Genomic DNA, 23,287 nt, shown 5'->3' with positions numbered 1-23,287 from the left:
CTTTACGCAGCGCGATACGTCGCGCTGCGTAAAGCATTGACCGCACACACATCGCCTTCGGGCGCGGCGCGCACATTCGCGTGCCGCGCGACGAGCGGAATGCGTTTCGTGCCGCCGGGCGCGAGATGGAACCAGTCGATGCGCGCGTGATAGTTCGGATCGACGACATGCACCCAACGCGCGAGTTGCGCCGTTTCGACGACGAGACTCCAGCCTTCGTCATCCTTCTCGACCGAGACTTTCAGGCCGATATCGCGCCGTTCGCCCATCGACGGATCGGGGAAGTGGAACGCTTCCGATAACACGTCGCCCGTTTCAACATCCCGCAGGACGACATGCGTCGCATCGTGCGCGCGCGGGCCGAAGCGATACGCGTACGCGATATCGAAGAACGCGCCGATCAGCGCATTCGACGACACGCGCTGCACGCTACGCGGCCGCAACACGATATCGCACGAGCCGCCCGCCACCCTCACCGCGCCTTCGCGCAGGCAAGTCAGCTCGACACGCGCGCGAATCTCACGCGCCGTCTCGTTGACGAGATGCACGTCGAGGCCGTCGAGGCCTTCATCGAGAATCAGCGCCTGCACGGGTTGCAGCACGCGCGCGAGACCATGCAGTGCGCTCTTCGGTGCGCCGAGCACGTCGATGACGGCCCAGCCCGCGCCCGGCCGCACATCGAGCAGATTCCATACGATGCCGCCCGCGCACGTCGATCCCTCGCGTCGCCATTCGGAGAACACGGCGCCGATCACATCGGCGACGATTGCGCGCGATAGCTCGAGATAGCGCTCGGGGTTTTCATAGCGTAGACGCGGCACATCGACTCGATAGAGCGATTGCATGTAGTGCTCGCGCACATCGTCGAAGTCCCACGCTGAACCGGGGTCGCGCGGCACGCCGGCTTTCCAGCGCGGTTCGTGTGCACGCGGATTCGGCAATGCTCGCAACGCAACATCGTCCGGCACGTTCGCGAACGCGAGGCACTCGGATGCGAAGCGCACTTGCGCGCGGCGCACATCGTCGAACCAACGCTGATACGCCGGCACGCCGTAGTAGTGCGTGATGCCGCCGCGTGTGTTGAAGGGCATCGATACCGTGTCGCCGGGCGCGGCGCTCGGCGAGTTCACGACATACGCGACGTCGGGCCTTTGCGCGGCGATCGCGTTCGGCAGCAACTCGGTGAACAGACGCTGCTGATACGCGTCGAAGGGCAGACCGAGCATCGCGGCCTGCTGATGCACTTCGCTTCCGCCACACAACACAGCGAGCGATGCGAAGCGTCGCGTGCGCGCGAGGAACTGTTCGGCTTCGCGATGCACACTCGATCGAAATGCTTCGTCGTCCGGATAATCGAAGTTCGCGAACGCGAAGTCTTGCCAGATCATCACGCCGTGCTTGTCCGCGAGTTCGTAGAACGTATCGGACTCGTATAGCGTGATGCCGCTCACGCGGACGATGTTGAGGCCCGCGTCACGAATCAACTGGAAAATGCCTTCGAGTTTGTCGCGTGGGGCATCGAGCGAAACGATATCCGCCGATGTCCAGCACGCGCCGCGCGCAAACACCGGCACGCCGTTCACGACGAGCTGAAAGCCCTTGCCGTCCGCGCCGCGATCGACTTCTATCGTGCGAAAACCCACATCGCCGAGTTCGATATCGCCGAGCTTCACCGCATAAAGCGATGGCTCGCCGTGGGTATGCGGGAACCACAGGCGCACGTTCGGCACGCGCACGCGGCCCGTCAGCGTGTGCGCGTCCTGCCATTGCAGCGCGGCTTGCCCTTCACCGCATTCGAGCCGAAGCGGCGCTGGCTCTTGCGCATGAAAGAAGCGGGTCGTGACGTCAAGAATGCCATCGCGGCCATCGACGCTCGTGCGGAAGTCCACATCATCGATACATGTGCGCGATGCGCCGAGCAGTTCGATTGCGCGCCACGGTCCCGCCGGTTGAATCGTCGGGCACCAGCCGGACATATGGCCGAGCAGCGTCGTGCGCACGTTGCGCAAGGTGGCCGGCTGCGCGAGCTTCGGTCGCCAGCGCGCGCGCCCGCGTTTGGCCGCGAGCGCTGGCGCGATCGAGCGAAAGCAAAGATGAAGCGTGTGCTCGCCGTCGAGTTCGACATCGACATCATGCGCGATGAACATCGAATCCGATTCGAGCAGCTTGCGATCATCGAGCCATATTTCAGTGATGGTCGCGAGGCCGTTGAAGCGCAAGCGCCGCTTGCCGTCGCCTGAAATTTTTACGCGATACCAGTGATCCGAATGCGCGAACGGTTGCGCGAGTGCTTCATCGGCGACGCCGGACAAACGCAGTGCCGATGCGATCGTGCCGGGCACGGGTGCGTCGATCCATTGTGCGTGTGTCGGCATGAGCGCATCGACCGATGCGGGTGTGGCGCATGCGCCCGCGGGCGTGCTCAGGCATTGCCAGCCTTCGGACAGACACAGCGGCGCGTGCGCGGAAAGGACCTGCATGACCTTCCTCGATGATGATGTTGGGATCTGGAGAACGACGCAAAAACCGCGCGAGGACCGCGCGGTTTTTGCGTTCAGAGAAAGCGCGCGGCAAGCGGCTCGATGACCTTATCGTAAGAGGCTTGCATCGAATCGAAGCAATCCTCGCACGCATCGGTGCGCGAGCGCATGCGGGCGCGCGCGAGACGGAACTGCATGACCATCGCTTCGCTGGCGATCGCCTGCGCGCTCGTCTGAATCTCGACCGGCACTTCCACGCTGTGCCTATTGAGCCAGCCGAGATACTTCGACAGCAACTCGAAGTTCGAGCCCAACTGACGCATCACATTGAACGTGTAAAGGTGATAGTACGCAGGATCGCGTTCGAGCAACGCGCGCAAATGCTCAGGGAACTCCGCGCGCCATCGTGCGACGGGGTTCACCGTTGGGCGATCCGCGAGCCGCAACGCAAGCAGTTCGACCGAGCGCCGCACGAGCGCGTCGCCTTCGAGCGGGGCACGCGCGCGCTTCACGAACTCCACATACGGAAAGAGCGCGTGCACATCGCTTGCGAGACCGGGCATCAGACGGAACACGCCGTCGTAGTCTTCGCCCGACAACGCGAAATAGCCCGCGTTGTGGAAGTACGTGATGCGCTTTGCATCCGTGTCGATGGCGTCGATGGCGATGGTCGTCTTCGTATGCGTCTGCCGGTACGCGGTCGCACGCGTATCGGGCAGATAGTACGCATCCATTTCGACGACCACCATCTGCCCGCGACGCGTCTGCTCGCGCACGTGCGCTTCCAGCGTGTCGTAGATCGCGAGCTCTTGCGCCTGCAGGCCGTGGAGCCGCGCGATATCGTCGAGCGAAAACTTCGGGAACGTGAACTGATCGCCCTCGAACGCCTGCGTCACCGTGAAGCTGAGCCCCGCATGCGGATCGCAGCGGTAGTGATGCAGCAGCTCGATCCAAAGATCGACGTAGCAGTTGGTCTCCAGCCACACGCGCTCTTCACGATGCAGCGCGTGTTGCTGAAAGTCGCTACCCGCAGGCGTGGACGTGACCGTCACGACTTCTGCCGGCGTGCGGGCGTTCATGCTTTCGTTCCCAGGTTCGCGAGGCCTTGCTCGATGAGCGGTGCCTTGTCGCCCCAGAGCAACTGACGCACTTTCTCGGGCCACGCATTGACATCGAGACCGTGATGACGGAAGAGCGCGAGCGTCGTGCGCTCCATGCCGAATCCGACGCACGCGGTATGCGCTACCTGATCGTCGGCCTGACTGATATGCCAGAGTTCGCCGAAGTGATCCTGATGATAGTTGAACGACAGGCACGCGGTCGGGCGATCAGGCGTCGCCACGGGCACGAGCAGTTCGAACTTGAGCTGTTGCGCGCGCTGGCTATCCGCGACGATCATGCCGCCACGCCCGAAGAACGGATCGTTGGCCAGATCGATCTCGAAGGGCAATTCGAGCAGATTCACGAGCAGCGAGCCGCGCTCGATCCACTTCTGACGGAACGCCATCACCTGTTCGGGGCTGCCGACGCGAATGTACTCGCGCATGCGGAACATCTGCATGCGGCCCGGATCGATGGACGGCTCGTGACGGAAGCAGTACGAGAACGCATCGAAGATCGCGCCGTCTTCTGCGAGCTTGCCGCGCTTCGCGACGAGCGGATAGATTGGATAGCATGCGGCCGGCGTGAGCACGAGGCGCGTAGGCTTCTGCTGATCCATCCATTCGTCGGAACGCTCTTCGTTTTCGCCGATATGCACGACCTTGTCGAGCGCTTCGAGCAGACGATGATGTCCGCGATCATTGCCTTGAAACGAATGGATCGTGCCCGCGAGATTCGGGAAGCTCTTCAGGTACTCGCTGTCCTCGAAATCGCGGCGGCGCATTGCGGGCGGAAAGCGCAGCACTTCCGCGTGCTGATCGGCGCCGAGCATCGTGATCGCCTGATTCAGGCGCTCGACGACATCCTCGAAGACTTCGCTGCGGCCATAGAGACCGTCCTCGCCCGTGTCGAGCAGAATGCCCGCCTCGATGAGGCGATCGCGCAAGGTCAGGTCCGATTTGTCGTACGGAGTCTGGGCTTGTTGTTGTGCTTGTTGTGCTTCGGCCTGCGCAATGGCGGCCTGTTCCGTCGGCATGTTCATCGTCAAAGGGTCCCCGTTGCGGCGCGCTGCGCAAGCAGCAGATTCGCCGTGTTCAATTCGATGCGATCGTTGCTGATCATGAGCGGTGCCGAATGCAGATCGCGCAGATGGCGTCCCACGCTGAACGGCGTGTCGTTCTTGTAGCCCGCCATGCCGGTGATCATCAGCGTCTCCTGTACGACATGCACGGCCGATTGCGAAATCGCCAGCTTGAGCATGTTGAGGTCGGCATTGATGCCGATCGATGCGGCGAGCGGCGCGTCGTCGTCATGGCTGTGGATCGCCTTGCGTGCCGCGTGCTCCGCGCTGGCTGCTTCGACATTGGCGAGCGATTCGCGCAGGCGCGCCTGCATCATCTTGATGAGCGTGAGCACTTGCGAGAGCCGCGCAGCCGATGGCGGCAGCGCGGGCTTGCCACGCGCCTGATTGCGGAAGAACTGATGCGCGCGATTCGCTGCATCGCTCGCGATGCCGCACCAGACCGCCGACCACAAGGTATGCGACACGGGCAGCATGCTTTCGTCGGCGATCTTCGAGAACGGCGTCGGCAGAATCTGTTCCGCGGTGCCGCTCGCGACGAGACGATGCCCTTCGCTGCACGTGCCGCGCATGCCGAGCGTGTCCCACGTGCCTCGCTGTTCCAGCGTGAACGTGTCGCGCGGAGCGACGATCAGCACCTGGTCGGAAGGCGGCGCATCCGGATGACGGCGTGCCGTCACGAGAATGGCGTCGGAGTACTTGCCGTACGAAATCGTCGGTGCGAGCTTTTCGATGCGGAACGCGTTATCGACGAGATCGACCGCGCATGCGCTCGTGCGCATGTTGCCGCCGATGTTCTCTTCCGATGTCGCCGATGCGAGCAGCAATTGCTCGCTCACCATGCGGGCGAGAAAGTCGCGCTGCCACGGCACGTTCACGCCATGATCGACGATGCACACGACCTGGCTCTGATGCATCGCATAGATCATCGCCGACGATGCGCAGCCTTGCGCGATGGCTTCGCACAAACGGGCCACGCCGGTCAGCGAGAGACCGTCGCCGCCGTGAATCGTCGGGATCATTGCGGAGAAAAGGCGCTCTTCGCGCATCGCGGTCACGGCTTCAGCAGGGAAGCGCGCTTGCCTGTCGACTGCATCGGCGTGTTTCGCCGCAACGGCGGCGACGCGTTTCGCGGCTTCGATCAGATCGCTCTCGCTGCGCGCGCTGACGCTGTGCGCAAGCTCGGCGATCTCCCGCTCCTGTGCGGGCGCGTTCATGCTGCCGCCTGTGTGCGACGCAGTTCGTCGACGGCCGACGCGAGCGAATCGACGCTCGAGAACAGGCGGCGCGTAAGCATGTGATCGGGAATCTCGATGCCGAATTCGTCTTCGATCGCGAGCATCACGTGAACCGTGGCAAGCGAGGAAAGACCGGCGGAGTAGAGATCGTCGCCGTCGGCGAGCGTGTCGATGGGCACGTCGAGACGAGCGGACTCGGCGAGGATACGACGCAATTCAGTTTTCATTGTGTATGTTTTCCCTGTTACCCGACGAGCGGTCGATTGAGTCCGGATTGCGGCGATGAATTCTTATCGAATGCCGCATTACTCCGGCGCGAGATGACGGCGGTGGTGGTCATCTCTCGTGAAGATGCTTCACGAGCCTCCTCTCACGCACTGCCGTTTTCTTTGTTTGATCGTATTTAACGAATTTGCGGCCTTGTGCGTCCGTGCGATGGCGCACGGAGGGCTTCGAACAGCAATGCGGCACTGTGTGCGATAACTCGCACGTTATGATTCGCTTAAATTATTCAGACTCATGCCAGTCATGCAAAGCGCAATGCGAACCGTTCCTGCAAGGATGAGCTTGCAAGTTTCATGCGCGAATGAAAGCTTTTTGAAAATAGAAACGCTCAGGTGAGGTAATTGGTACTGATCGCTCTGCTGCTCGTATTCATTGTTTTGTTTATCGCGTGGAAGAAACGACGCGTCACGATCTTCGTGCTTGCATGCGCGGTGTTCTGGCTGGTCGGAAGCTGGCTTGCGGGACCGCTCGTGTGGATCGCGAATTCCGCTTATGGCTCGGCGAGCGAACCGCGTTTGAAAGCGCGCACGGCGATCATCGTGCTCGGCGGCGGCACACGCCACGATTTCTACCAGCGTCTCGTGCCCGAAGGCGACGGGATGGCGCGCATCGATCTCGCTGCATCGCTCTACAGGCGTTGCGTCGAAACGGAGAGGGCGTGCTTCGTCGTCATGAGCGGCGGCAATCCGCAGCATCATGAACAAAGCGAAGCCGATCTCTATAGCGGCTATCTCCTCGACGCGGGCGTGAGGCGCTCGGATCTCGTCATCGAAAATCAAAGTCTCGATACCTACGAGAACGCGCGCAATACGGCGAAGTTACTGCGATCGCGGCAATTCGACACATCGGTGCTCGTTACGTCGTCGCTTCATATGCGCCGCGCTATGCTCGCATTCGAAGCCTTCGGCGTGCATCCGCAGCCGGCGGTGGCCTCCATTCGCGAACCGGATTCGCGCTGGGTGCTGCGCCCGGCAGCATTGTTCGATTCGAACCGCGCGCTGCATGAGCTGGTCGGCATCGCGCGGTTCTATGTGTGGCGATGGCTCGGCCTCTATTGACGGAAGACCAACTTATGAATCAACTGCTTCGAGCCATCGCGTTCGCCGCGGACAAGCATCGTAAACAACGCCGCAAGGACGCGGAGGCGTCGCCGTATATCAATCATCCGATCGCGCTCGCGAACGTGCTTGCCAACGAAGGCGGAGTCGAGGATCAGCGCGTGCTGCTCGCGGCCATTCTGCACGACACGATCGAGGACACGGACACATCGCACGAAGAGCTCACGCGATGGTTCGGCGACGAGGTCGCGCGCATCGTCGCCGAAGTCACGGACGACAAGTCCTTGCCGAAGGCGGAAAGAAAGCGCCTGCAGATCGAACATGCGGCGCATATCAGTCATGCGGCGCAACTCGTGAAGCTCGCGGACAAGATCTGCAATCTGCGCGATATCGCCGCGATGCCGCCTTCGGACTGGAGCGAAGAGAGAAAGCGCGAGTACTTCGAATGGGCGAAGCGTGTCGTCGATCAATTGCGCGGCGCGCATGCCGGGCTCGAAGCCGTGTTCGACGACACGTATCGGCAAGGCACGCGTTCAGGAGACGCGGCCTGAGGCCAGCGCATCCTTCAGATAGCCCGCCGTGCGGCTCGCAACGTGTTCCGCGATGCGTTGCGGCGCGCCTTCCACGACGATCCTGCCACCATCCTCGCCCGCACCGGGACCGATATCGATGACCCAGTCGGATGACGACGCGACCCGCATGTCGTGCTCCACGACGACCACGGTGTTGCCCGCATCGACGAGTCCTTGCAGTTGCGCCATCAGGCGGTCCACGTCGGCCGGATGCAGGCCTGTCGTCGGTTCATCGAGGATATAGAGCGTGTCGCCGCGATGCGCCCGTTGCAGTTCCGTCGCGAGCTTGATGCGTTGCGCTTCGCCGCCCGAAAGCTCCGTCGCGGGCTGCCCGAGCCGTAGATAACCGAGACCGATGTCGCGCAGCACGGCGAGCGCGCGCATCACGTTCGGTTCATCGGCAAAAAATTCGCACGCGCTGTCGACGCTCATGCCGAGCACGTCCGCGATGTTCTTTCCGTGCCATTCGATTTCCAGCGTCTGCGGGTTGTAGCGCGAGCCATGACATGTCGCGCACGACGTGTAGACGCTCGGCAGGAACAGCAACTCGACGCTCACGAAGCCTTCGCCCTCGCATGTCGGGCAGCGACCCTGCGCGACGTTGAATGAAAAGCGTCCCGCGCCATAGCGGCGTTTGCGCGCGGCGGGGGTATCGGCAAAGAGCTTGCGCACATGATCGAAGAGACCCGTGTAAGTCGCGAGGTTCGAGCGCGGCGTGCGGCCAATCGGTTTCTGATCGACGCGCACGAGACGCCGGATCGTCTCCATGCCCTCGACGATGCGTCCGCCCGCCGATGTATCGGCGGCTGCGAACAGCGGGTCCTGCTCGTCTTCCTGCACATCGTCGAGCGCGCGTCCGAGTCTTTCCGCGACGAGTTCCGGCAGCGCCTGACTCACGAGGCTCGACTTGCCCGAGCCCGAGATGCCGGTGACGGTCGTGAACGCGCCGAGCGGGAAGGCCGCGTCGATGCCATGCAGGTTGTTGCGCGCGACGCCCTCCAGCCTGAGCCAGCCGCGTGGCTCGCGCGCGGCGCGTGGTTTCGCTTTCTTCGCACCGAACAGATGTTCGCGCGTCTGCGATTCTTCGACCGATGCGAGGCCTTCCGGCGGTCCGCTGTAAAGCACATGCCCGCCTCGTTCGCCTGCGGCGGGACCGACATCGACGAGCCAGTCCGCGCGCCGCATCGTGTTCAGATCGTGTTCGATCACGAATAGCGAATTGCCCGCGGCCTTCAATCGCTGCAACGCGGCGAACAGCGCTTCGCTGTCGGCAGGATGCAGGCCGGCGGACGGTTCGTCGAGCACGTACACGACGCCGAACAGTTGCGATGCAAGTTGCGTCGCGAGTCGCAAGCGCTGCAGTTCGCCGGAAGACAGCGTCGGTGTCGCGCGATCGAGCGACAGGTAGCCGAGGCCGAGATCGATCAGCGTGCCGAGCCGCTCCAGCAGGTCAGCGGCGATGCGCTCGGCGGCGGCGCGCTTCTCGTCGGAGAGATTCGCCGTGCGGCGCACGTCCGGCGCGGCCTTGTGTGCCGAGCCGCCCGCCGCGACGCGCTTTGCCGTTGCCGCGACGCGGTCTTTCTTCGCGAGTGCGGAGCCGGGTGCATCGTCGTGTGCCGGCCATTCGCCGCGCGCGATGGGTGCGAGCAGATCGGCCAGACGGTTGAGCGGCAGCCGCGCGAATTCGGCGATGTCGAGCCCCGCGAACGTCACCGACAGCGCTTCCTTCTTGAGGCGTTTGCCCTGGCATGCGGCGCAATCGCTGCCGACCATGAAGCGCGACACGCGCTTTTTCATGAGCGCGCTTTGGGTATGCGCGAAGGTATGCAGCACGTAGCGGCGTGCGCCGGTGAACGTGCCCTGATAGCTTGGCTCGGCACCGCGCTTGAGCGCCGCCTGCGTTTCCTTCGGGGTGAGCCCGGCGTACACGGGCGCGGTCGGCTGCTCCTCGGTGAAGAGGATCCAGTCGCGGTCCTTCTTCGGCAGGTCGCGCCAGGGTGTGTCGACGTCGTAGCCGAGCGTGACGAGAATGTCGCGCAGATTCTGCCCGTGCCATGCGGGCGGCCAGGCCGCGATGGCGCGCTCGCGAATCGTGAGCGAGTCGTCCGGCACCATCGACTTTTCCGTGACTTCGTAGACGCGGCCGAGACCGTGACACACGGGGCACGCGCCCTGAACCGTGTTGGGCGAGAAGTCTTCCGCGTAGAGCATCGGCTGTTTCGGCGGATAGCTGCCGGTGCGCGAGTACAGCATGCGCACAAGGCTCGATAGCGTCGTCACGCTGCCGACCGACGATCGCGCGTTTGGCGCGCTGCGCTGTTGCTGAAGGGCGACTGCGGGTGGCAAGCCTTCGATGGAGTCGACCTGCGGCACGCCGACCTGTTCGATGAGCCGCCGCGCATACGGCGCGACCGACTCGAAGTAACGCCGTTGCGCCTCGGCGTACAACGTGCCGAATGCCAGCGACGATTTCCCCGATCCCGATACGCCAGTGAAGACGACGAGCGCGTCGCGCGGCACGTCGACATCGACGTTCTTCAGGTTGTGCTCCCGTGCGCCGCGAACGCGCACGAAACCTGCTCTCGATGCTGCCGTGGGATCGTCGTTTTCGGCTGGCTTGCGGGTGGTTTTACGGACATCCATGAGCAGGGCGGGTTGGCGGCCGGACGCGGCACGGGCGTTGAGGGGCGAGCATGCAGCATGCCATATACCAGATGGCATTTTGCGTTACGCATCTTGCATGCGAAATGCACGCCGAACGGCAATGATTTTCGATCGGGAGGGAAAACTGGATGGAGAGCGTTGCTCGCGGTTGCGGCGGGCGTCGCGTTAGGCGTTGCAGGCGAGGCGATGGCGCAATCGGGCGGCAACGGCAATGGCGGCGCGGGCGGCGGCAACGCACACGGCGCGGCGACAGCAGGGCCGACTGCGGGCGGCGAAAAAATCTCCGCGCCTGAGAGCACACAGCATGAGAACGCTCAATCCAAGCAGAAGAAGAAGGCGAAACCCGCGACGCCGCCGCAATGACCCGCTGACGCCAGGGCGCTGCGAATCAGGCCGCTGCGCTCTCCACGTCGATATCGTCGGTGCCGAGGCGCGAGAAGATGTCGCACACCGCGCGCATCTCGGCCTCGTCGCGAATGCTCACGATCACGCGCGTGATTCCGCAGGCCTCGTCCGCATCGCCGCCGTCGGCGCCGAACGAGGGAAGAATGTCGTCGCCGGAGATATCGAGGCCGAACGGGTAGTCGTGCGTATCGACCACGCCGAGATGCTCGCCGTGGCCCGCGTATTCGGCGGCGATCCACTGTGTCTGCGCGTTGTTGCTCTGGGTCTGTGCCGCATGGAAATCGGCGAAGCCGCTCATGCTCGCCATGCGGACTCGATCGCCCGTGATGCCCTCCGCCCGCAAGTCTTCAAGTGCCTCATCCAGCTTACGGGAGTTATAGAACGCTCCGCTTACTTCACGCATCATTGCTCGTCTCCTTGCCTGCCAACCTCGATGCCGCGCCTCAGTATCGCCGTGAATCCGGCCAATGGGAATACGGATGTACACCGGCTTTCGCCTGATCGATGGGCGAGGCGCGCGAGAGGCGTGGTGAAACGTACAGACACGCGTGCATACGCGCTTCTGCGAGCCGGTGAACTGCTGTGCTCTGGCCCGCGAGTGCGCGAGAAGATGGCGAATCCAACGGATGCGGACCTGGATTGACGAGCCGGACGATAAGACGAACCCGCCCGTTCAGACGGACGAAGACCGCCGATAGCGGTCGATATCGCCTGGCTGGCGCGGATCTACTTCATGCAGTACTTGAACTTTACGCCGCAACAAACGGTTTATCAACGGTTTGCTTTGTCCCTAATCGCATGATTTTCAGAGTATTTGTGACGGCAGCCGGTGCGCCCACGCGATTCATGATTCGCTTACCCGCTGAAAAGAATGCTGCCTCTAAATCGACGCGCGTAACGCCGCTGCATCCTGCGTGCAAAATTCGATAGTCATCGTACAAGCTGTCACGCGCCCCTATAATGGGCCGATCAGCACACCAAGATTGGCCTTTCAATGTCCCAAGCACTCGCGTCCGGCGCGCTTCGCCGCTCCCGCAATCTCACCGAGGAGGTCGTCGCCGAACTGTCCGAGCGAATCCGCAGCGGCGCGCTTCAACCCGGCGACAAGCTGCCTACGGAATCCGAGATCATGGCGCAGCTCGGGGTGAGCCGAACGGTCGTGCGCGAATCCATTTCACGGCTGCAAGCGGCGCGGCTCGTACAAACACGTCACGGCATCGGCACCTTCGTGCTCCAGGCGGGCGATCAGGACCGTTTCCAGATCGAAGCCGCGGGCGATCTCACCGTGCGCGACGTGATGGCCATTCTCGAACTGCGTATCAGCCTCGAGGCAGAGGCGGCTGGTCTCGCCGCCATGCGCCGCACCGATGAAAACCTGGCGCACATGCGCCGCGCGCTCGACGACTTCGAGCGGCTCGTCGAAGCGGGCGAGGGCAACGCGGTCGCCGCCGATGTCGCGTTCCATCTCGAACTCGCGAAGGCGACGGGCAACCGCTACTTCCACAGCATCCTCAGTCAGCTCGGCAACACGATCATTCCGCGTACGCGCGTCAACTCCGCGGCGCTCGCGCACAACGATCCGGGCAGCTATCTGGATCGCGTGAATCGCGAGCATGAAGACATCTACGATGCGATCGAGCGCCGCGATCCCGAAGCGGCGCGCGCGGCCATGCGCATGCATCTTTCCAATAGCCGCGAGCGTTTGCGGCGTGCGCACGAAGCGTTGCCGAAGTCGCCAGACGCGGGGTGAATACGCACCGCTGATCCTCCGCCGGGCTCGCATGCTCGGCCAGCCTTCGTTACTTCGTAACCGGCTTCGGCCTCGAGTGCCGAACGCGCTTCGCTTCGCAGAAACGGCGCGACGAATTGCAGGCGTGCGAGTTCTTCATCGGAGAGCAGCATGAGCTTTCTCCTCGCAATGTCGATTGAAGTTATCACGCTCGCACAGCACTCGATGATGTAAGTCCGATGTTGAAACAGACACTGAATTCTTGCTGCGAGCACTAAGCAGCAAAAGACATTTGGCGAGCGTTAGTTAGTCAGAAACACGACAAACGTTTGCTTGTTACCTGCGACTCTTCTTCTTTAAGCAAGCGATAAGGTTTAGTGAGCGAAACTGACTAAATCGCCATCTACGCGTCAACCAAGCGCTGCATCGAACCGTTAGGCGGTTGGTGGTCACCCGGTTTCTTCACGAACAAAACCAATCGGCCTCAAAACGTTACATCGATAGACTGTTTTTAGCACCGTCGGCGTCGCGCTTTCATTACGCTAACAAACACTGCATTTCTTCCGATAGCCTCGTTCGAGGCACCCGCCAAATCCCTTGCGTTTTCGTTACGAGCCACCGAGGGCCGAAAGGCAAACAAATTATTACCAAAAATTTCGGCGCGTCGTCGCTGAGGTTGGAGAACCGAGCATTTGAAGATCCTACATAGCGAATCCTCGACGGGATGGGGCGGTCAGGAAATCCGCACGTTGAAGGAAATGGTGGCACTGCGCGAAGGCGGTCATACCGTGGAACTGGTGTGTCCGAGCGATGCGCGCCTCGGGCACCGTTGCACCGAACTTGGCTTCACCGTGCATCACGCGCGCATGCGTGGCGGCGGCGACATGCAATCGATGCTGCACATCAACGCGCTATTGCGCCGTCGCCCGTTCGACGTGGTCAACACGCATAGCGGTCACGACAGTCTCGTTGCCGGCACGGCCGCGCGGCTCGCGCGCACGCCGCTCATCGTGCGCACGCGTCATCTCGCGCTGCCGATTTCGTCCCTCGCGACTTATACGTGGATTCCGCACCGCGTGATCGCGGTGAGTCATTACGTGCGCCGCTATCTGATTTCCGCGGGCGTCGGCGAGGAACGGGTGCAGACGATCTATGACGGCATCGTCAAGCCGCAGCCCGTCGCGCATTCGACTCTGCGTGAGGAACTCGGTCTCGGGCCGGACGCGTTCATCGCATGCATGGTCGCGATCATGCGTGACAAGAAGGGCCATGAAGACCTGATCGCCGCGGTGCGTCCGCTGCTCGACACCTATCCGCACCTGCACGTCGTGATGGCGGGCGATGGCGATCTGTACGTTCGCGTCAAAGGCATCGTGGATAGCCTCGGTCTCGCGCATCGCATCCATTTGCTCGGCTTTCGCACCGACGTGCCCAACATCTTTCGCGGCTCCGATCTCTTCGTGCTGCCCACGCATCAGGAAGCGCTCGGGCAGGCATTTATCGAAGCGATGGACGCGGGATTGCCGGTCATCGGCACACGTGTCGATGGCGTGCCCGAACTCATCGAAGACAACGTAAATGGCTTGCTCGTGCCGCCGCATGATCCGGTTGCGTTGCGCGAGGCGATTGCGCGCATGATCGATGATCCGGCTTTGCGTCAGCGCCTTCAACGCGAAAGCGTGCGCATCACCGAACGCGGCTTCACGGTCGGCGAAATGGCGAATGAAACAGCGCTCTTTTATCGACGCGCTCTGGAAGAGCGAGGGCATCGCCAATGAGCCGGAAGCAGGCACGCGCTGTTCCCGTGCTGATGTATCACCACGTCAGTACGTCGCCCGGCATGATCACCGTGACGCCCGCGCATTTCTCAGCGCAAATGGAGTATCTGGCGAGCGCAGGTTATCGCACGATCGGCTCGGCACAACTCGCGGCGTTCTTGAGCGGCGAGGACATGCCGCCGAAATCCATCGTCATTACTTTCGACGATGGCTATCTCGACAACTGGGTGCATGCGCATCCGGTGTTGAAGCGCCATGGCTTCACGGCTTTGTGCTTTCTCGTGAGCAGTTGGCCGGGCGAGGGCGGCGTGCGCCCGAATGCAGCGAATGCGGGATCGGCATTGCCGTCTTTGCTCGATCATCATGCAGGCGAGCGCGCCATCGAAAATGGTCGCGCCGACGATGCAATCCTGCGCTGGTCCGAAATCGAAGCGATGCGCAATGCCGGCACATTCGAATTTCATAGCCACACGCATACGCACGTGCGCTGGGATAAGGTCGCTGGCTCGCCAGGCGAGAAGCGCGAGTGCCTGCATGACGATCTGCATGCGGCGCGTTCTGTATTGCGTACTCGCCTCGGCGAAGTCTCCGATCATCTGTGCTGGCCGCAAGGTTATTACGACGACGACTATCGTGAAGTCGCGCTGAACGCGGGCTTCAGGCACTTCTATACGTGTCATACGGGCACGAACGTCGGCGCGAATCCGCTCGATCGCAATGCTTCGGCCGATGCGGAGCGCACCATCAAGCGACTCGAAGTGCGCGATCGTCCGGCTTCGTGGCTGGCGTCGCGTTTATGGGTGCATACGCGGCCCGCGATCAGCCGCGCCTATCTGAAGATCAAGCGTTGAATCACGTGCGATGCGATGCCATGAAAGCGGCGATCGCGTCGTTCACTGCGTCGGCCGCATCGCGATGCGGCGAGTGTCTGCATTGCGTCAGCTTGACGAGTCGGGTATGTGGAACTGCAGTCTCGACCGCGTCCAGTTGCAGCATCGACGCATATTCATCGTCATAGCCTTGTATCGCGAGTAACGGGCGAACGATCGTCGCTATCTCTTCCGTGATGTTCCAATGCATAAACTCAGGATTCAGCCAGGCATCGTTCCAGCCGTAAAAGGCTGAATCCACGTCGTCGTGATAAGCCGCCAGCTTGTCCCTGAACGATGTCGTCTCATACGTGCTGCGGGCTTTTTCGATACCTTCCACCGTCATCGTTTCGACGAACACATGCGGCGCCATGATGGCGAGACCGGCGAGTGCTTCGGGAAACGCGCTCGCATACAGCAGCGCGATCGTGCCGCCATCGCTATGGCCGATGAGCCACATGCGCGAACGTTCTTCAGCGCCGATACCGAGTGCATCGAGCAATGCGGGCAGCACGTCATGCGCCTGGCGATGCAGAAATTCGACCGGCCATCTTTCTTCGCGCCGTCGCGGCGTCGAGCGCCCATAGCCGGGCCGCGAATAAACGAGCCCGCGGCAATCGAGGCGGTCGCATAGCATTTGCGGCCAGCCTTTCCACAGCGCGATCGATCCCAGACCTTCATGCAGGAACAGTGCGATGGGCGCATCGGTGCGCTCTGCATTCAACCATTGATACTCGATGCGCACCGGATGAGCGCCGTCATTCAATTCGACGAAGCGCGTCGTATCGATGCCTGTTGCCGGATGGTTCATGGACGTTTGAAGGCTGAATCACGAACGACAGAGATTAGCAGACGACACCATTTGAGCCGCAATAAAACCGGACCCGTCGATGCATCATTTATGTGCGCGCGATGCGTTAAAGATACGTCAGATTTATTTCACTGGACGGCGATGAACTTTTTCTGCGAAAGTTATTCGTAAGGAATCGCTGCACTGCAGCGCAGGTACGTTCCCTTATTGATTCATTGCGTCGGCATAAAAGAGGCGCGCTGGTTTGCTTATGGAGAGAAATGCATGAATCGACCGAAACGAATGCTTCTGGAAAACATTGCCTGGGCGCGCGAGACCGCGCATGCGGACGCGCAATTCTTCCCGCGTCTCGCGCAGGGGCAAAGCCCAAAGGTGCTGTGGATCGGTTGCGCGGATAGCCGCGTGCCGGCCGAAACGGTGACGAACGCCAATCCCGGCGATCTCTTCGTTCATCGCAACATCGCGAACCTGTTTTCTCCTTCCGATGACAACACGATGAGCGTGCTCGAATACGCGGTGCGCGTGCTGAAAGTCGATCATGTGATCGTATGCGGCCATTACGGATGCGGCGGCGTGCGAGCCTCGCTGCTGCCGCAATCGAGCGACTTGCCGCACGTGAATCGCCGTATCGCGCCGTTGTGCGCATTGGGTGAGCGGTATCGCGCGGAACTCGATACATTCGCCGAACTCGATACGCGCGCAAATCGACTCGCCGAACTGAACGTGCTGGAGCAAGTGCGCCTCTTGCGGCAACACGCAATCGTGCGAGACCGCGACGAGCCGCCGCTCGTTCATGGCTGGATCTTCGGGCTGCATGACGGCCTCATCGACGTGCTCGCTTCCGGCTATGCGGAAGAGGCCGAGACACGAGACACTGCGCGCGCGCAGGTCGTATCGCTTCAGGCCGCTTAGTCCGGCTGTTTCCCATCGATAGCTTGTCGATGCGAAGTCGCTCCCGCGACGTTCGCAGGCCCCAACTCGTTCGAAAAAAATTCATGAATCAAGCTAACCGTCTGGCCACTTTTCCGCGCGATGTATTCGCGGGCACTGTCGTGTTTCTCGTCGCGATGCCGCTATGTCTCGGTATCGCCAATGCATCGGGCGTCGAGCCGTTTGCCGGGCTTTTGTCGGGCATCATCGGCGGGCTCGTCGTCGCGTTGCTGAGCGGCTCGCAATTGAGCGTGAGCGGCCCGGCCGCGGGTCTCATCGTGATCGTCGTCGATGGCATCGCGGGGCTCGGCAGCTTCTCCGCGTTTCTCCTCGCCGTGCTGCTTTCCGGCGCGATCCAGTTCGGCTTCGGCATGTTGAAAGCGGGGCGCTTCGCGGCGTATGTGCCTTCGTCGGTGATCAAGGGCATGCTCGCCGCCATCGGCCTTCTGCTCGTCATCAAGCAGATTCCGCTCGCCGCGGGTTTCGCCAATCACGGCGCGGCGGCTGCGAGTGGTCCCGGCATGCTCGGCACGCCGCTCGGTCCCATATCGATGGCGGCATGCATCGTGGCCGTCGTATCGCTCGGCATGCTGGCCGGCTGGGAAACGCGTGCGATGCGCCGCTTCGCGCTCGTGCGCGCCGTGCCGGCGCCGCTCGCGGTGGTCGCGTTCGGCATCGGCATGACGCTGTTGCTCGATCTGTTCGCGCCGGGGTTCGCTCCGCCCGCGCAACATCGCGTCGCGTTGCCGTCGATTGAAACGTTTGCGGCGCTCACGAATGCGCTCGAATTACCGAACTTCGCTCAACTCGTGAATCCCGATGTGTGGCGTCTTGCCTTGACGCTTGCAATCGTCGCGAGCCTCGAAACGCTCCTGAGTCTCGAAGCGGTCGAGCAGCTCGATCCGAAGAAGCGCGCGGCGCATCCGGATCGCGAACTGAAGGCGCAGGGCATCGGCAACATGATGGCCGGTGCGATCGGCGCGTTGCCGATCACGTCGGTGATCGTGCGCAGCTCGGCGAACGTGCATGCGGGCGCGCAGAGCCGCTGGTCGTCGTTCGTGCATGGCGTGCTGTTGCTCGCGAGCGTGTTCGCGCTGACGAGCGTGATCAACCTGATTCCGCTCGCCTGTCTCGCGGCGATCCTGATCTTCACGGGCCTCAAGCTCGCGAAGCCTTCGCTGTTCGCGGCGGTCGCGAAGCAGGGCATCGAACGCTTTGCTCCGTTCGTCGTCACGATTGCGGGTGTATTGCTGACGGATCTGCTGATGGGCATTCTGCTCGGCATCGCGTGCAGTCTCCTGCTCGCGTTCCGTGCGAACCTCAAGCGTCCGATCACGATCGCGCAGCACGACGATCATTACCTGCTGTCGTTCCGCAAGGACGTCTCGTTCCTCGGCAAGGTCACGCTCAAGCATCATCTGCGCATGATTCCCGATGGCGCCACGGTGATCTTCGATGCCTCGCGAGCGGACTATATCGATCCCGACGTGCGCGAGGAGATCGACAAGTTCGTGGCGGCCGCGTCGTCGCGAAACATGCATGTCGAATGCAGAAAGCTGCCGCTTACCGGTGCGGAGACAGGCGTGCCCGCTTTGCGCGGCAGATGGCTTGGATTCACGAGACAGGGCATGACGTCCGAATAAGCGAGCGAGGGATCAAACTGGCGCGCATTATCCCGATGCAATGGAAGGGGACATCATGCTTTCATGAAACCGCGGCTTTCACTGCGCCAGCCGATTCGCGACGCATTTCATGTCCGAGTTGATCGACGGTCAATCGGATTGCATCGATCAATGCGCGCGCTGCCGGTGACGGCGTGCTGCCCGCGCGCATCGTGAGCCCGATCTCGCGACGGGTGTTCTGCAGCGGCACATCCATCACGACGAGCTGGCCCGATTCGCACTCGTAGTGCAACTGTTGCGCGGATACGGCGGCGAGCATATCGGTGTGCGTCAACAGGCCGCGAATGACGGCGAGGTCCGCCGTTTCGACGGTGGGCATCGGCGGCTTCAGCTTCCAGCGTTTGAACTGCGCTTCGAACATGCCGCGCGCGGGTGCGTGACTGCGCGGCAGGATCCATTGCGCGGAAATCAGATCCTTGAGCGTCAATCCGCTCACGTTCGCAAGCGGATGCCCGCGCCCCGCGATCACGACGATGTCTTCGGACATGAGACGTTCGTTGACGAGTCCGCTCGACGCATCGTTGTGCCGCAGCGCGCCGAGCACGAAGTCGATATCGCCGGCGCGCAATCCCGCAACGAGCGTTTCATAAGCGCTCTCGTCGGTCACGATGCGCACGCCGGGATACTGCGCGGCCACGCGCGCGATAGCGCCCGGCAGGATCAGCGTTCTGCCGAGGGGAAGCGAGCCCACCGTGACATAACCTTGTATCGTGCCGCGCAACGCCGCGAGATCGTCGGGAATATGGCGCAGTTCGTTCAGCGCGCGGCGAACATGCAGCACGAAGGTCTCGCCTTCGCTCGTGAGCAGCAGTCCGCGTGGACTGCGATAAAACAATTGCATGCCCGCGCCCGTCTCCATGATGCGGATCGCGCTGCTCACGGCCGGTTGACTGAGCCCCAGGGTTTGCGCTGCGCTCGGCATGTGCCGATGTCGCGCGAGTGCGGAGAACAATTGCAGACGCCGTGTATTGAGCAGGAACGCGGGGAGCGTACCTCCGGCTGCGGTTCTTCTGCGCGATTGACGCGTCGCGCACCATTGCGCGAGTTCCTCGAGCTCGCCGAAGATGCGCTGGCAGCGCAACAGCACCGCACGGCCCGCGGGCGTGGGCAACATGCCTGACGGACGGCGTTCGAGCAAGGTCTCACCCACCGACGCTTCGAGCTCTTGCAGCGAACGCGTCACGGCCGATTGCGCGCGGAATAGCGCGGCGGCGGCACGCGTCGCGCTGCCGGTTTGCGCGACGAGCCGGAATGCGCGCAGGTAGGCGAGGTTGAGCAGTTCGCGATTGTCCATATGCGAGAGGGATTGAATGCGCAGGCTATCAGTTTAATTTATCGCATCGTAACGCCCATTTCAGGAGGCCGCGCTCACTGAAAGCTAATTCTCGGCGCCGATCATGAAGTCATGCACGGAACTTCCATAGCGCGCTATTCAATGATCGGAGGGTTGCGCCATGTATCAACATATTCTCGCCGCTGTTGGACCCGGTTTTAGCGAAGCCGCCTTGTCGACCGCTATCGCACGGGCCCGCGAAAGCCATGCGCGTCTGACCGTCCTGCATGTGATCGAAACCGCGCCGTGGTGGGCAGGATGGCAGGCCGATAGCCTTTGCGATACGCCGTCGCTCGTCAATCAGCTCGCCCTCGTGGTTCGCCGGCATAGCGAAAAGATCCTTCGGCGCGAGGGCGTCGATGCGGACTGGCAAATGCGCAGGCTCCCCGAAGATGGCCGAAGCATTGGCCGCGTGATCGCCGATACGGCCAATCGGCTCGATGCGGATCTTATCGTCCTCGGCGGCGGGAAGCGCGGGCTTTTCGGCCTCGGCACGAGTCATGTACGCAACGTCGTGTGCCGTCATACCGATCGCGAAGTGTTGATCGCCACTGCCAGCGATGCGCCGAAGGCGCGCGTGAGCGCACTGCACGGCGCGCTGTTGCAAGCGCGTCAGGCATGACGCCGCGCATTCAGACGTCGAGAATCCTGTAGCGCCGCAGTGCCTCGATTTGCGTCTGAAGGTTACGTGCGCGATGCTCGCGACAGAGCGCTTCAGCCGCTAAAACATCGCCTTGCCGCAATGCTTCGACGATCGCACGCAGTGCTTGCGCTTCCGATTCGTCGGGATCGATCAGACGCAACGTCAATTCGCGCACGCGCCGCACCTGATCCGAGCATTCGCCGACGATTTGCGTGAGACGCGGGTTATCACTCGATTCGACGAGGCGTGCATAGAAAGCCTCGCGCGCGGCGGACCAGGCGTCGCGATCGCGCTTCGCGAAGGCGCGATCCATTTCGGTGCACGCTTTTTCCAGTGCTTTCAAATCGCGTGCGCCGGGTTTTCGTGCGGCGACAGAAGCGGCTGCCGTGGCTTCGAGACTCGTCTGCACCTGAAAGACTTCTTCGATATCCGCCAGCGATACATTGCACACGCGCATGCCGTGGCGTGGAATGATCTGCACGAGATGCTCGTTCTGCAGACGGATCAGCGCCTCGCGCACGGGCGTGCGGCTCACGCCGAATAATTCGACAAGTTCCTGTTCGAGCCACTGCGTGCCGGGCCGCAGCTCGTTGCTGAGAATCTTCTCGCGCAGCGCCTGATAGACCGTGTCGGTCGATTTCTCGCGCGGTTTGCTGATCGCTTCGGCCGTTCGGGCTGGAGCCATGATGGGCATTCCGAAAACGTTGCCGTCGATGCACGGACGCAATGTCCGCCGAAATCAGCGTCGGCGGACGGAATGCCTTCATTATATGTATCGCTCAACGCATACGTTAATGCCTTTGCGAAAGAAAAAAGATTATTTGTCCCAGACTTCATCGGGCAGCGGCAAGCCTGCGAGGTCTTCGGCCGTCAACGGTCGATCGATCGCCACGCCGTCGCTTTCGAGCATCAGCATCACCTGGCGCGTGTGCTGCGCGCTATGCCACGCGGTGCGCTCGAGCACTTCGTGCATCGAACGGCGGCCGTAGTAGGTCGGCACGTCGTAGGAGAGCGAGCGGTCGCTTTCCTTGCTCCACCAGTCGAGCAGCTTCTCGCGCACGCTCTCGCCCCAGTGCGCGATGTCTTCGGCCTGCCATTCGGGCGGCGGCATATCGTCGAAACCTTCGAAACGCAAGTCGATCTGATGTGCGGCCTGAACGCCCATTTCAGCGACGCGAAACACATGAAACGTCAAGCCGGCCGGCGTGCGATTGCGATTTCGAAAAGGCTTGCGAAAATACTCGGCGCCGAACTGACGCGTGTATCGCGCATTGGCCTCTAGAACGAGCGCGAGCTTTCTGACCAGTTCTTCAGGCGGCAAAGGCGGTGTCGGCTTTGTCTTCAGATCGAGGAAGCGGATCACATCGTTGATCGACTGACATAGCGTGTACTTCGATCCAAGCGCAACCACGGGCACGCTGCGCGCACCGAGCGCCGCGAGCGCGGCACGGCCTTCGGGATCGTTGTGCACATCGATCGATTCGAACTCGATGCCCTGGCGCGCGAGGAATTCCTTCGTGCGCAAACACGACGAGCATCCGGGTTGCCAGAACACACGGATGCGGGTTGCAGCAGCGGCTTCCTGCATGACGATTCCTTTGAGTGCTGTACTCGAAGCATTCTGATCGAATCTATGCAGGCGGCAAAGCAATGCCTCGTCATGTCGTCATCGCCAGATGCGATGACGAGCGTTCTTTAAGTACACTGCCGGCGTGCCTTCCGATCAATGCACCTTCTTATGCCATCCATCGATCCGCTTTCGTTGAGACTCTTTCTCGCCGTCGTCGATGCAGGGACGATCGCCGCGGCAGCGCAACGCGAGCATATCGCCGCGGCGGCGGTAAGCAGGCGCATCAGCGAGATCGAGGCGATGTTCGGCGTCCCACTATTGCGCCGCACGAACAAAGGTGTCGAGCCGACCGACGCGGGCAGGCGGCTGGCGGCGCTCGCACATCGTGCATTGCATCAATTCGAGGATATCGCCATACAGATGCGCGACGTCGCGAGCGGCACCAGCGGCATCGTGCGCATCGCGGCGAACATATCGTCGATCGTGCAATTCCTGCCGCGCGATATTCAGTCCTTCGCGGCGCGTCATCCGAATGTGCGGATTCAGCTCGATGAAAAGCCGAGCGTGCAAGTGGTGCGCGCCGTTGCCGACAATGCGGCTGATATCGGCGTATTCACATCGGTGCCGCATGGTTATGCGCTTCACACGATTCCGTATCGCACAGACAACCTCGTGCTCGCGACGCCGCCTGAACATGCGCTGGCGCAAGCACAATCGATCGCATTCGCCGATGCACTCGATGAAGAGTTCGTCGCCTTGCCCGCCGATACCGCGATCAGCCAGTGCCTCACGCGCGCGGCCAACGAACTAGGACGTTCGGTTCGCGTGCGCATACAGGTATCGAGTTATGACGCGCAATGCCTGATGATCGAAGCGGGACTCGGCCTCGGCGTGATGCCCGAGGCAGTCGCAAGACAACACGCGCTCGCCATCGTCGCGTTGACCGACGCCTGGGCCACGCGCGAATTGCTCATCGGCGTGCGCTCGCTCGATGCATTGCCCGAGGCGTGCAGGAAACTCGTCACGCATCTCACCAACGCATGATGCGGTGCTAACAT

Annotated in this window: 21 protein-coding genes; 10 read left to right on the top strand and 11 right to left on the bottom strand. The window is 62.0% G+C overall.

Translation table 11 applies throughout. From position 1 onward, the window contains the following. Positions 1-2 precede the first annotated feature (2 nt). From AWB74_RS06680 to AWB74_RS06660, 5 genes are all read right to left on the bottom strand, one after another. On the bottom strand, positions 3-2,480 hold the full coding sequence (locus AWB74_RS06680; RefSeq protein ID WP_061145996.1) for a glycosyl hydrolase 2 galactose-binding domain-containing protein: 2,478 nt from the start codon (positions 2,478-2,480) through the stop codon (positions 3-5). A 74-nt stretch (positions 2,481-2,554) separates the two neighbouring features. After that, entirely contained in the window at positions 2,555-3,559 is a 1,005-nt protein-coding gene (locus AWB74_RS06675) for a DUF1839 family protein (RefSeq protein ID WP_061145995.1), read from the bottom strand. Then, positions 3,556-4,623, bottom strand: coding sequence for an amino acid--[acyl-carrier-protein] ligase (locus AWB74_RS06670; protein WP_061145994.1), 1,068 nt, complete (start codon positions 4,621-4,623; stop codon positions 3,556-3,558). The genes AWB74_RS06675 and AWB74_RS06670 overlap by 4 nt, the downstream gene beginning before the upstream one ends. A 2-nt stretch (positions 4,624-4,625) precedes the next feature. Then, the gene (locus AWB74_RS06665) at positions 4,626-5,879 is read right to left on the bottom strand and encodes an acyl-CoA dehydrogenase family protein (RefSeq protein ID WP_061145993.1); all 1,254 of its coding nucleotides are present in this window, start codon (positions 5,877-5,879) and stop codon (positions 4,626-4,628) included. After that, a complete protein-coding gene (locus AWB74_RS06660; RefSeq protein ID WP_061145992.1) occupies positions 5,876-6,127 on the bottom strand; it encodes an acyl carrier protein in 252 nt (83 codons plus the stop codon). Before AWB74_RS06660 ends, AWB74_RS06665 begins: the two co-directional genes overlap by 4 nt. 399 nt (positions 6,128-6,526) lie before the next feature. On the opposite strand from AWB74_RS06660, the gene AWB74_RS06655 reads away from it, so the two are divergent. Then, positions 6,527-7,243 carry a YdcF family protein gene (locus tag AWB74_RS06655; RefSeq protein ID WP_061145991.1) on the top strand — a complete coding sequence of 239 codons (717 nt, stop codon included), beginning with the start codon at positions 6,527-6,529 and terminating at the stop codon, positions 7,241-7,243. Positions 7,244-7,257: 14 nt separating this feature from the next. Then, positions 7,258-7,794 (top strand): HD domain-containing protein, encoded by a 537-nt coding sequence (locus tag AWB74_RS06650; protein WP_061145990.1) that lies wholly within the window; start codon positions 7,258-7,260, stop codon positions 7,792-7,794. On the opposite strand, the gene AWB74_RS06645 is transcribed toward AWB74_RS06650, so the two are convergent. Further along, on the bottom strand, positions 7,777-10,458 hold the full coding sequence (locus AWB74_RS06645) for an excinuclease ABC subunit UvrA (RefSeq protein ID WP_061145989.1): 2,682 nt from the start codon (positions 10,456-10,458) through the stop codon (positions 7,777-7,779). The genes AWB74_RS06650 and AWB74_RS06645 overlap by 18 nt on opposite strands. A gap of 159 nt (positions 10,459-10,617) precedes the next feature. On the opposite strand from AWB74_RS06645, the gene AWB74_RS06640 reads away from it, so the two are divergent. Beyond that, positions 10,618-10,842, top strand: coding sequence for a hypothetical protein (locus tag AWB74_RS06640; RefSeq protein WP_087038870.1), 225 nt, complete (start codon positions 10,618-10,620; stop codon positions 10,840-10,842). A 25-nt stretch (positions 10,843-10,867) separates the two neighbouring features. On the opposite strand, the gene AWB74_RS06635 is transcribed toward AWB74_RS06640, so the two are convergent. After that, positions 10,868-11,371, bottom strand: a complete 504-nt coding sequence (locus AWB74_RS06635; protein ID WP_235024503.1) for a hypothetical protein — start codon at positions 11,369-11,371, stop codon at positions 10,868-10,870. A gap of 507 nt (positions 11,372-11,878) precedes the next feature. Between AWB74_RS06635 and AWB74_RS06630 the strand changes: the two genes are divergently transcribed. From AWB74_RS06630 to AWB74_RS06620, 3 genes are all read left to right on the top strand, one after another. Continuing rightward, a complete protein-coding gene (locus tag AWB74_RS06630; RefSeq protein ID WP_061145986.1) occupies positions 11,879-12,634 on the top strand; it encodes a FadR/GntR family transcriptional regulator in 756 nt (251 codons plus the stop codon). A gap of 671 nt (positions 12,635-13,305) precedes the next feature. Beyond that, the gene (locus AWB74_RS06625) at positions 13,306-14,391 is read left to right on the top strand and encodes a glycosyltransferase (RefSeq protein ID WP_061145985.1); all 1,086 of its coding nucleotides are present in this window, start codon (positions 13,306-13,308) and stop codon (positions 14,389-14,391) included. Continuing rightward, positions 14,388-15,242 carry a polysaccharide deacetylase family protein gene (locus tag AWB74_RS06620; RefSeq protein ID WP_061145984.1) on the top strand — a complete coding sequence of 285 codons (855 nt, stop codon included), beginning with the start codon at positions 14,388-14,390 and terminating at the stop codon, positions 15,240-15,242. The genes AWB74_RS06625 and AWB74_RS06620 overlap by 4 nt, the downstream gene beginning before the upstream one ends. Position 15,243: 1 nt before the next feature. Here the strand turns inward: AWB74_RS06620 and AWB74_RS06615 are convergent, their stop codons facing one another. Beyond that, positions 15,244-16,071, bottom strand: coding sequence for an alpha/beta fold hydrolase (locus tag AWB74_RS06615; protein ID WP_061145983.1), 828 nt, complete (start codon positions 16,069-16,071; stop codon positions 15,244-15,246). 264 nt (positions 16,072-16,335) lie between these two features. Here AWB74_RS06615 and AWB74_RS06610 point away from each other — a divergent pair, with 264 nt between their 5' ends. Continuing rightward, positions 16,336-16,983 (top strand): carbonic anhydrase, encoded by a 648-nt coding sequence (locus AWB74_RS06610; RefSeq protein WP_061145982.1) that lies wholly within the window; start codon positions 16,336-16,338, stop codon positions 16,981-16,983. Positions 16,984-17,066: 83 nt separating this feature from the next. After that, positions 17,067-18,644 (top strand): SulP family inorganic anion transporter, encoded by a 1,578-nt coding sequence (locus tag AWB74_RS06605; protein WP_061145981.1) that lies wholly within the window; start codon positions 17,067-17,069, stop codon positions 18,642-18,644. A 61-nt stretch (positions 18,645-18,705) separates the two neighbouring features. On the opposite strand, the gene AWB74_RS06600 is transcribed toward AWB74_RS06605, so the two are convergent. Beyond that, positions 18,706-19,977 carry a LysR family transcriptional regulator gene (locus AWB74_RS06600; RefSeq protein WP_061145980.1) on the bottom strand — a complete coding sequence of 424 codons (1,272 nt, stop codon included), beginning with the start codon at positions 19,975-19,977 and terminating at the stop codon, positions 18,706-18,708. Between the two features lie 160 nt (positions 19,978-20,137). Here AWB74_RS06600 and AWB74_RS06595 point away from each other — a divergent pair, with 160 nt between their 5' ends. Next, entirely contained in the window at positions 20,138-20,638 is a 501-nt protein-coding gene (locus AWB74_RS06595) for a universal stress protein (protein ID WP_061145979.1), read from the top strand. 10 nt (positions 20,639-20,648) lie between these two features. On the opposite strand, the gene AWB74_RS06590 is transcribed toward AWB74_RS06595, so the two are convergent. Together AWB74_RS06590 and AWB74_RS06585 are read right to left on the bottom strand one after the other, a co-directional pair. Further along, positions 20,649-21,344 (bottom strand): GntR family transcriptional regulator, encoded by a 696-nt coding sequence (locus AWB74_RS06590; protein ID WP_235024502.1) that lies wholly within the window; start codon positions 21,342-21,344, stop codon positions 20,649-20,651. Between the two features lie 132 nt (positions 21,345-21,476). Beyond that, complete coding sequence (locus AWB74_RS06585) at positions 21,477-22,247, bottom strand: glutaredoxin domain-containing protein (protein ID WP_061145978.1); 771 nt, start codon at positions 22,245-22,247, stop codon at positions 21,477-21,479. Positions 22,248-22,397: 150 nt separating this feature from the next. Here AWB74_RS06585 and AWB74_RS06580 point away from each other — a divergent pair, with 150 nt between their 5' ends. After that, positions 22,398-23,273 carry a LysR family transcriptional regulator gene (locus AWB74_RS06580; protein WP_061145977.1) on the top strand — a complete coding sequence of 292 codons (876 nt, stop codon included), beginning with the start codon at positions 22,398-22,400 and terminating at the stop codon, positions 23,271-23,273. The last annotated feature ends 14 nt before the right edge of the window (positions 23,274-23,287 follow it).

This window comes from Caballeronia arvi (assembly GCF_001544695.2).
GTDB classification, from domain to species: domain Bacteria; phylum Pseudomonadota; class Gammaproteobacteria; order Burkholderiales; family Burkholderiaceae; genus Caballeronia; species Caballeronia arvi.
The sequence above is the reverse complement of the archived record's forward strand: the minus strand, read 5'-3'. Positions and strand labels throughout refer to the sequence as shown.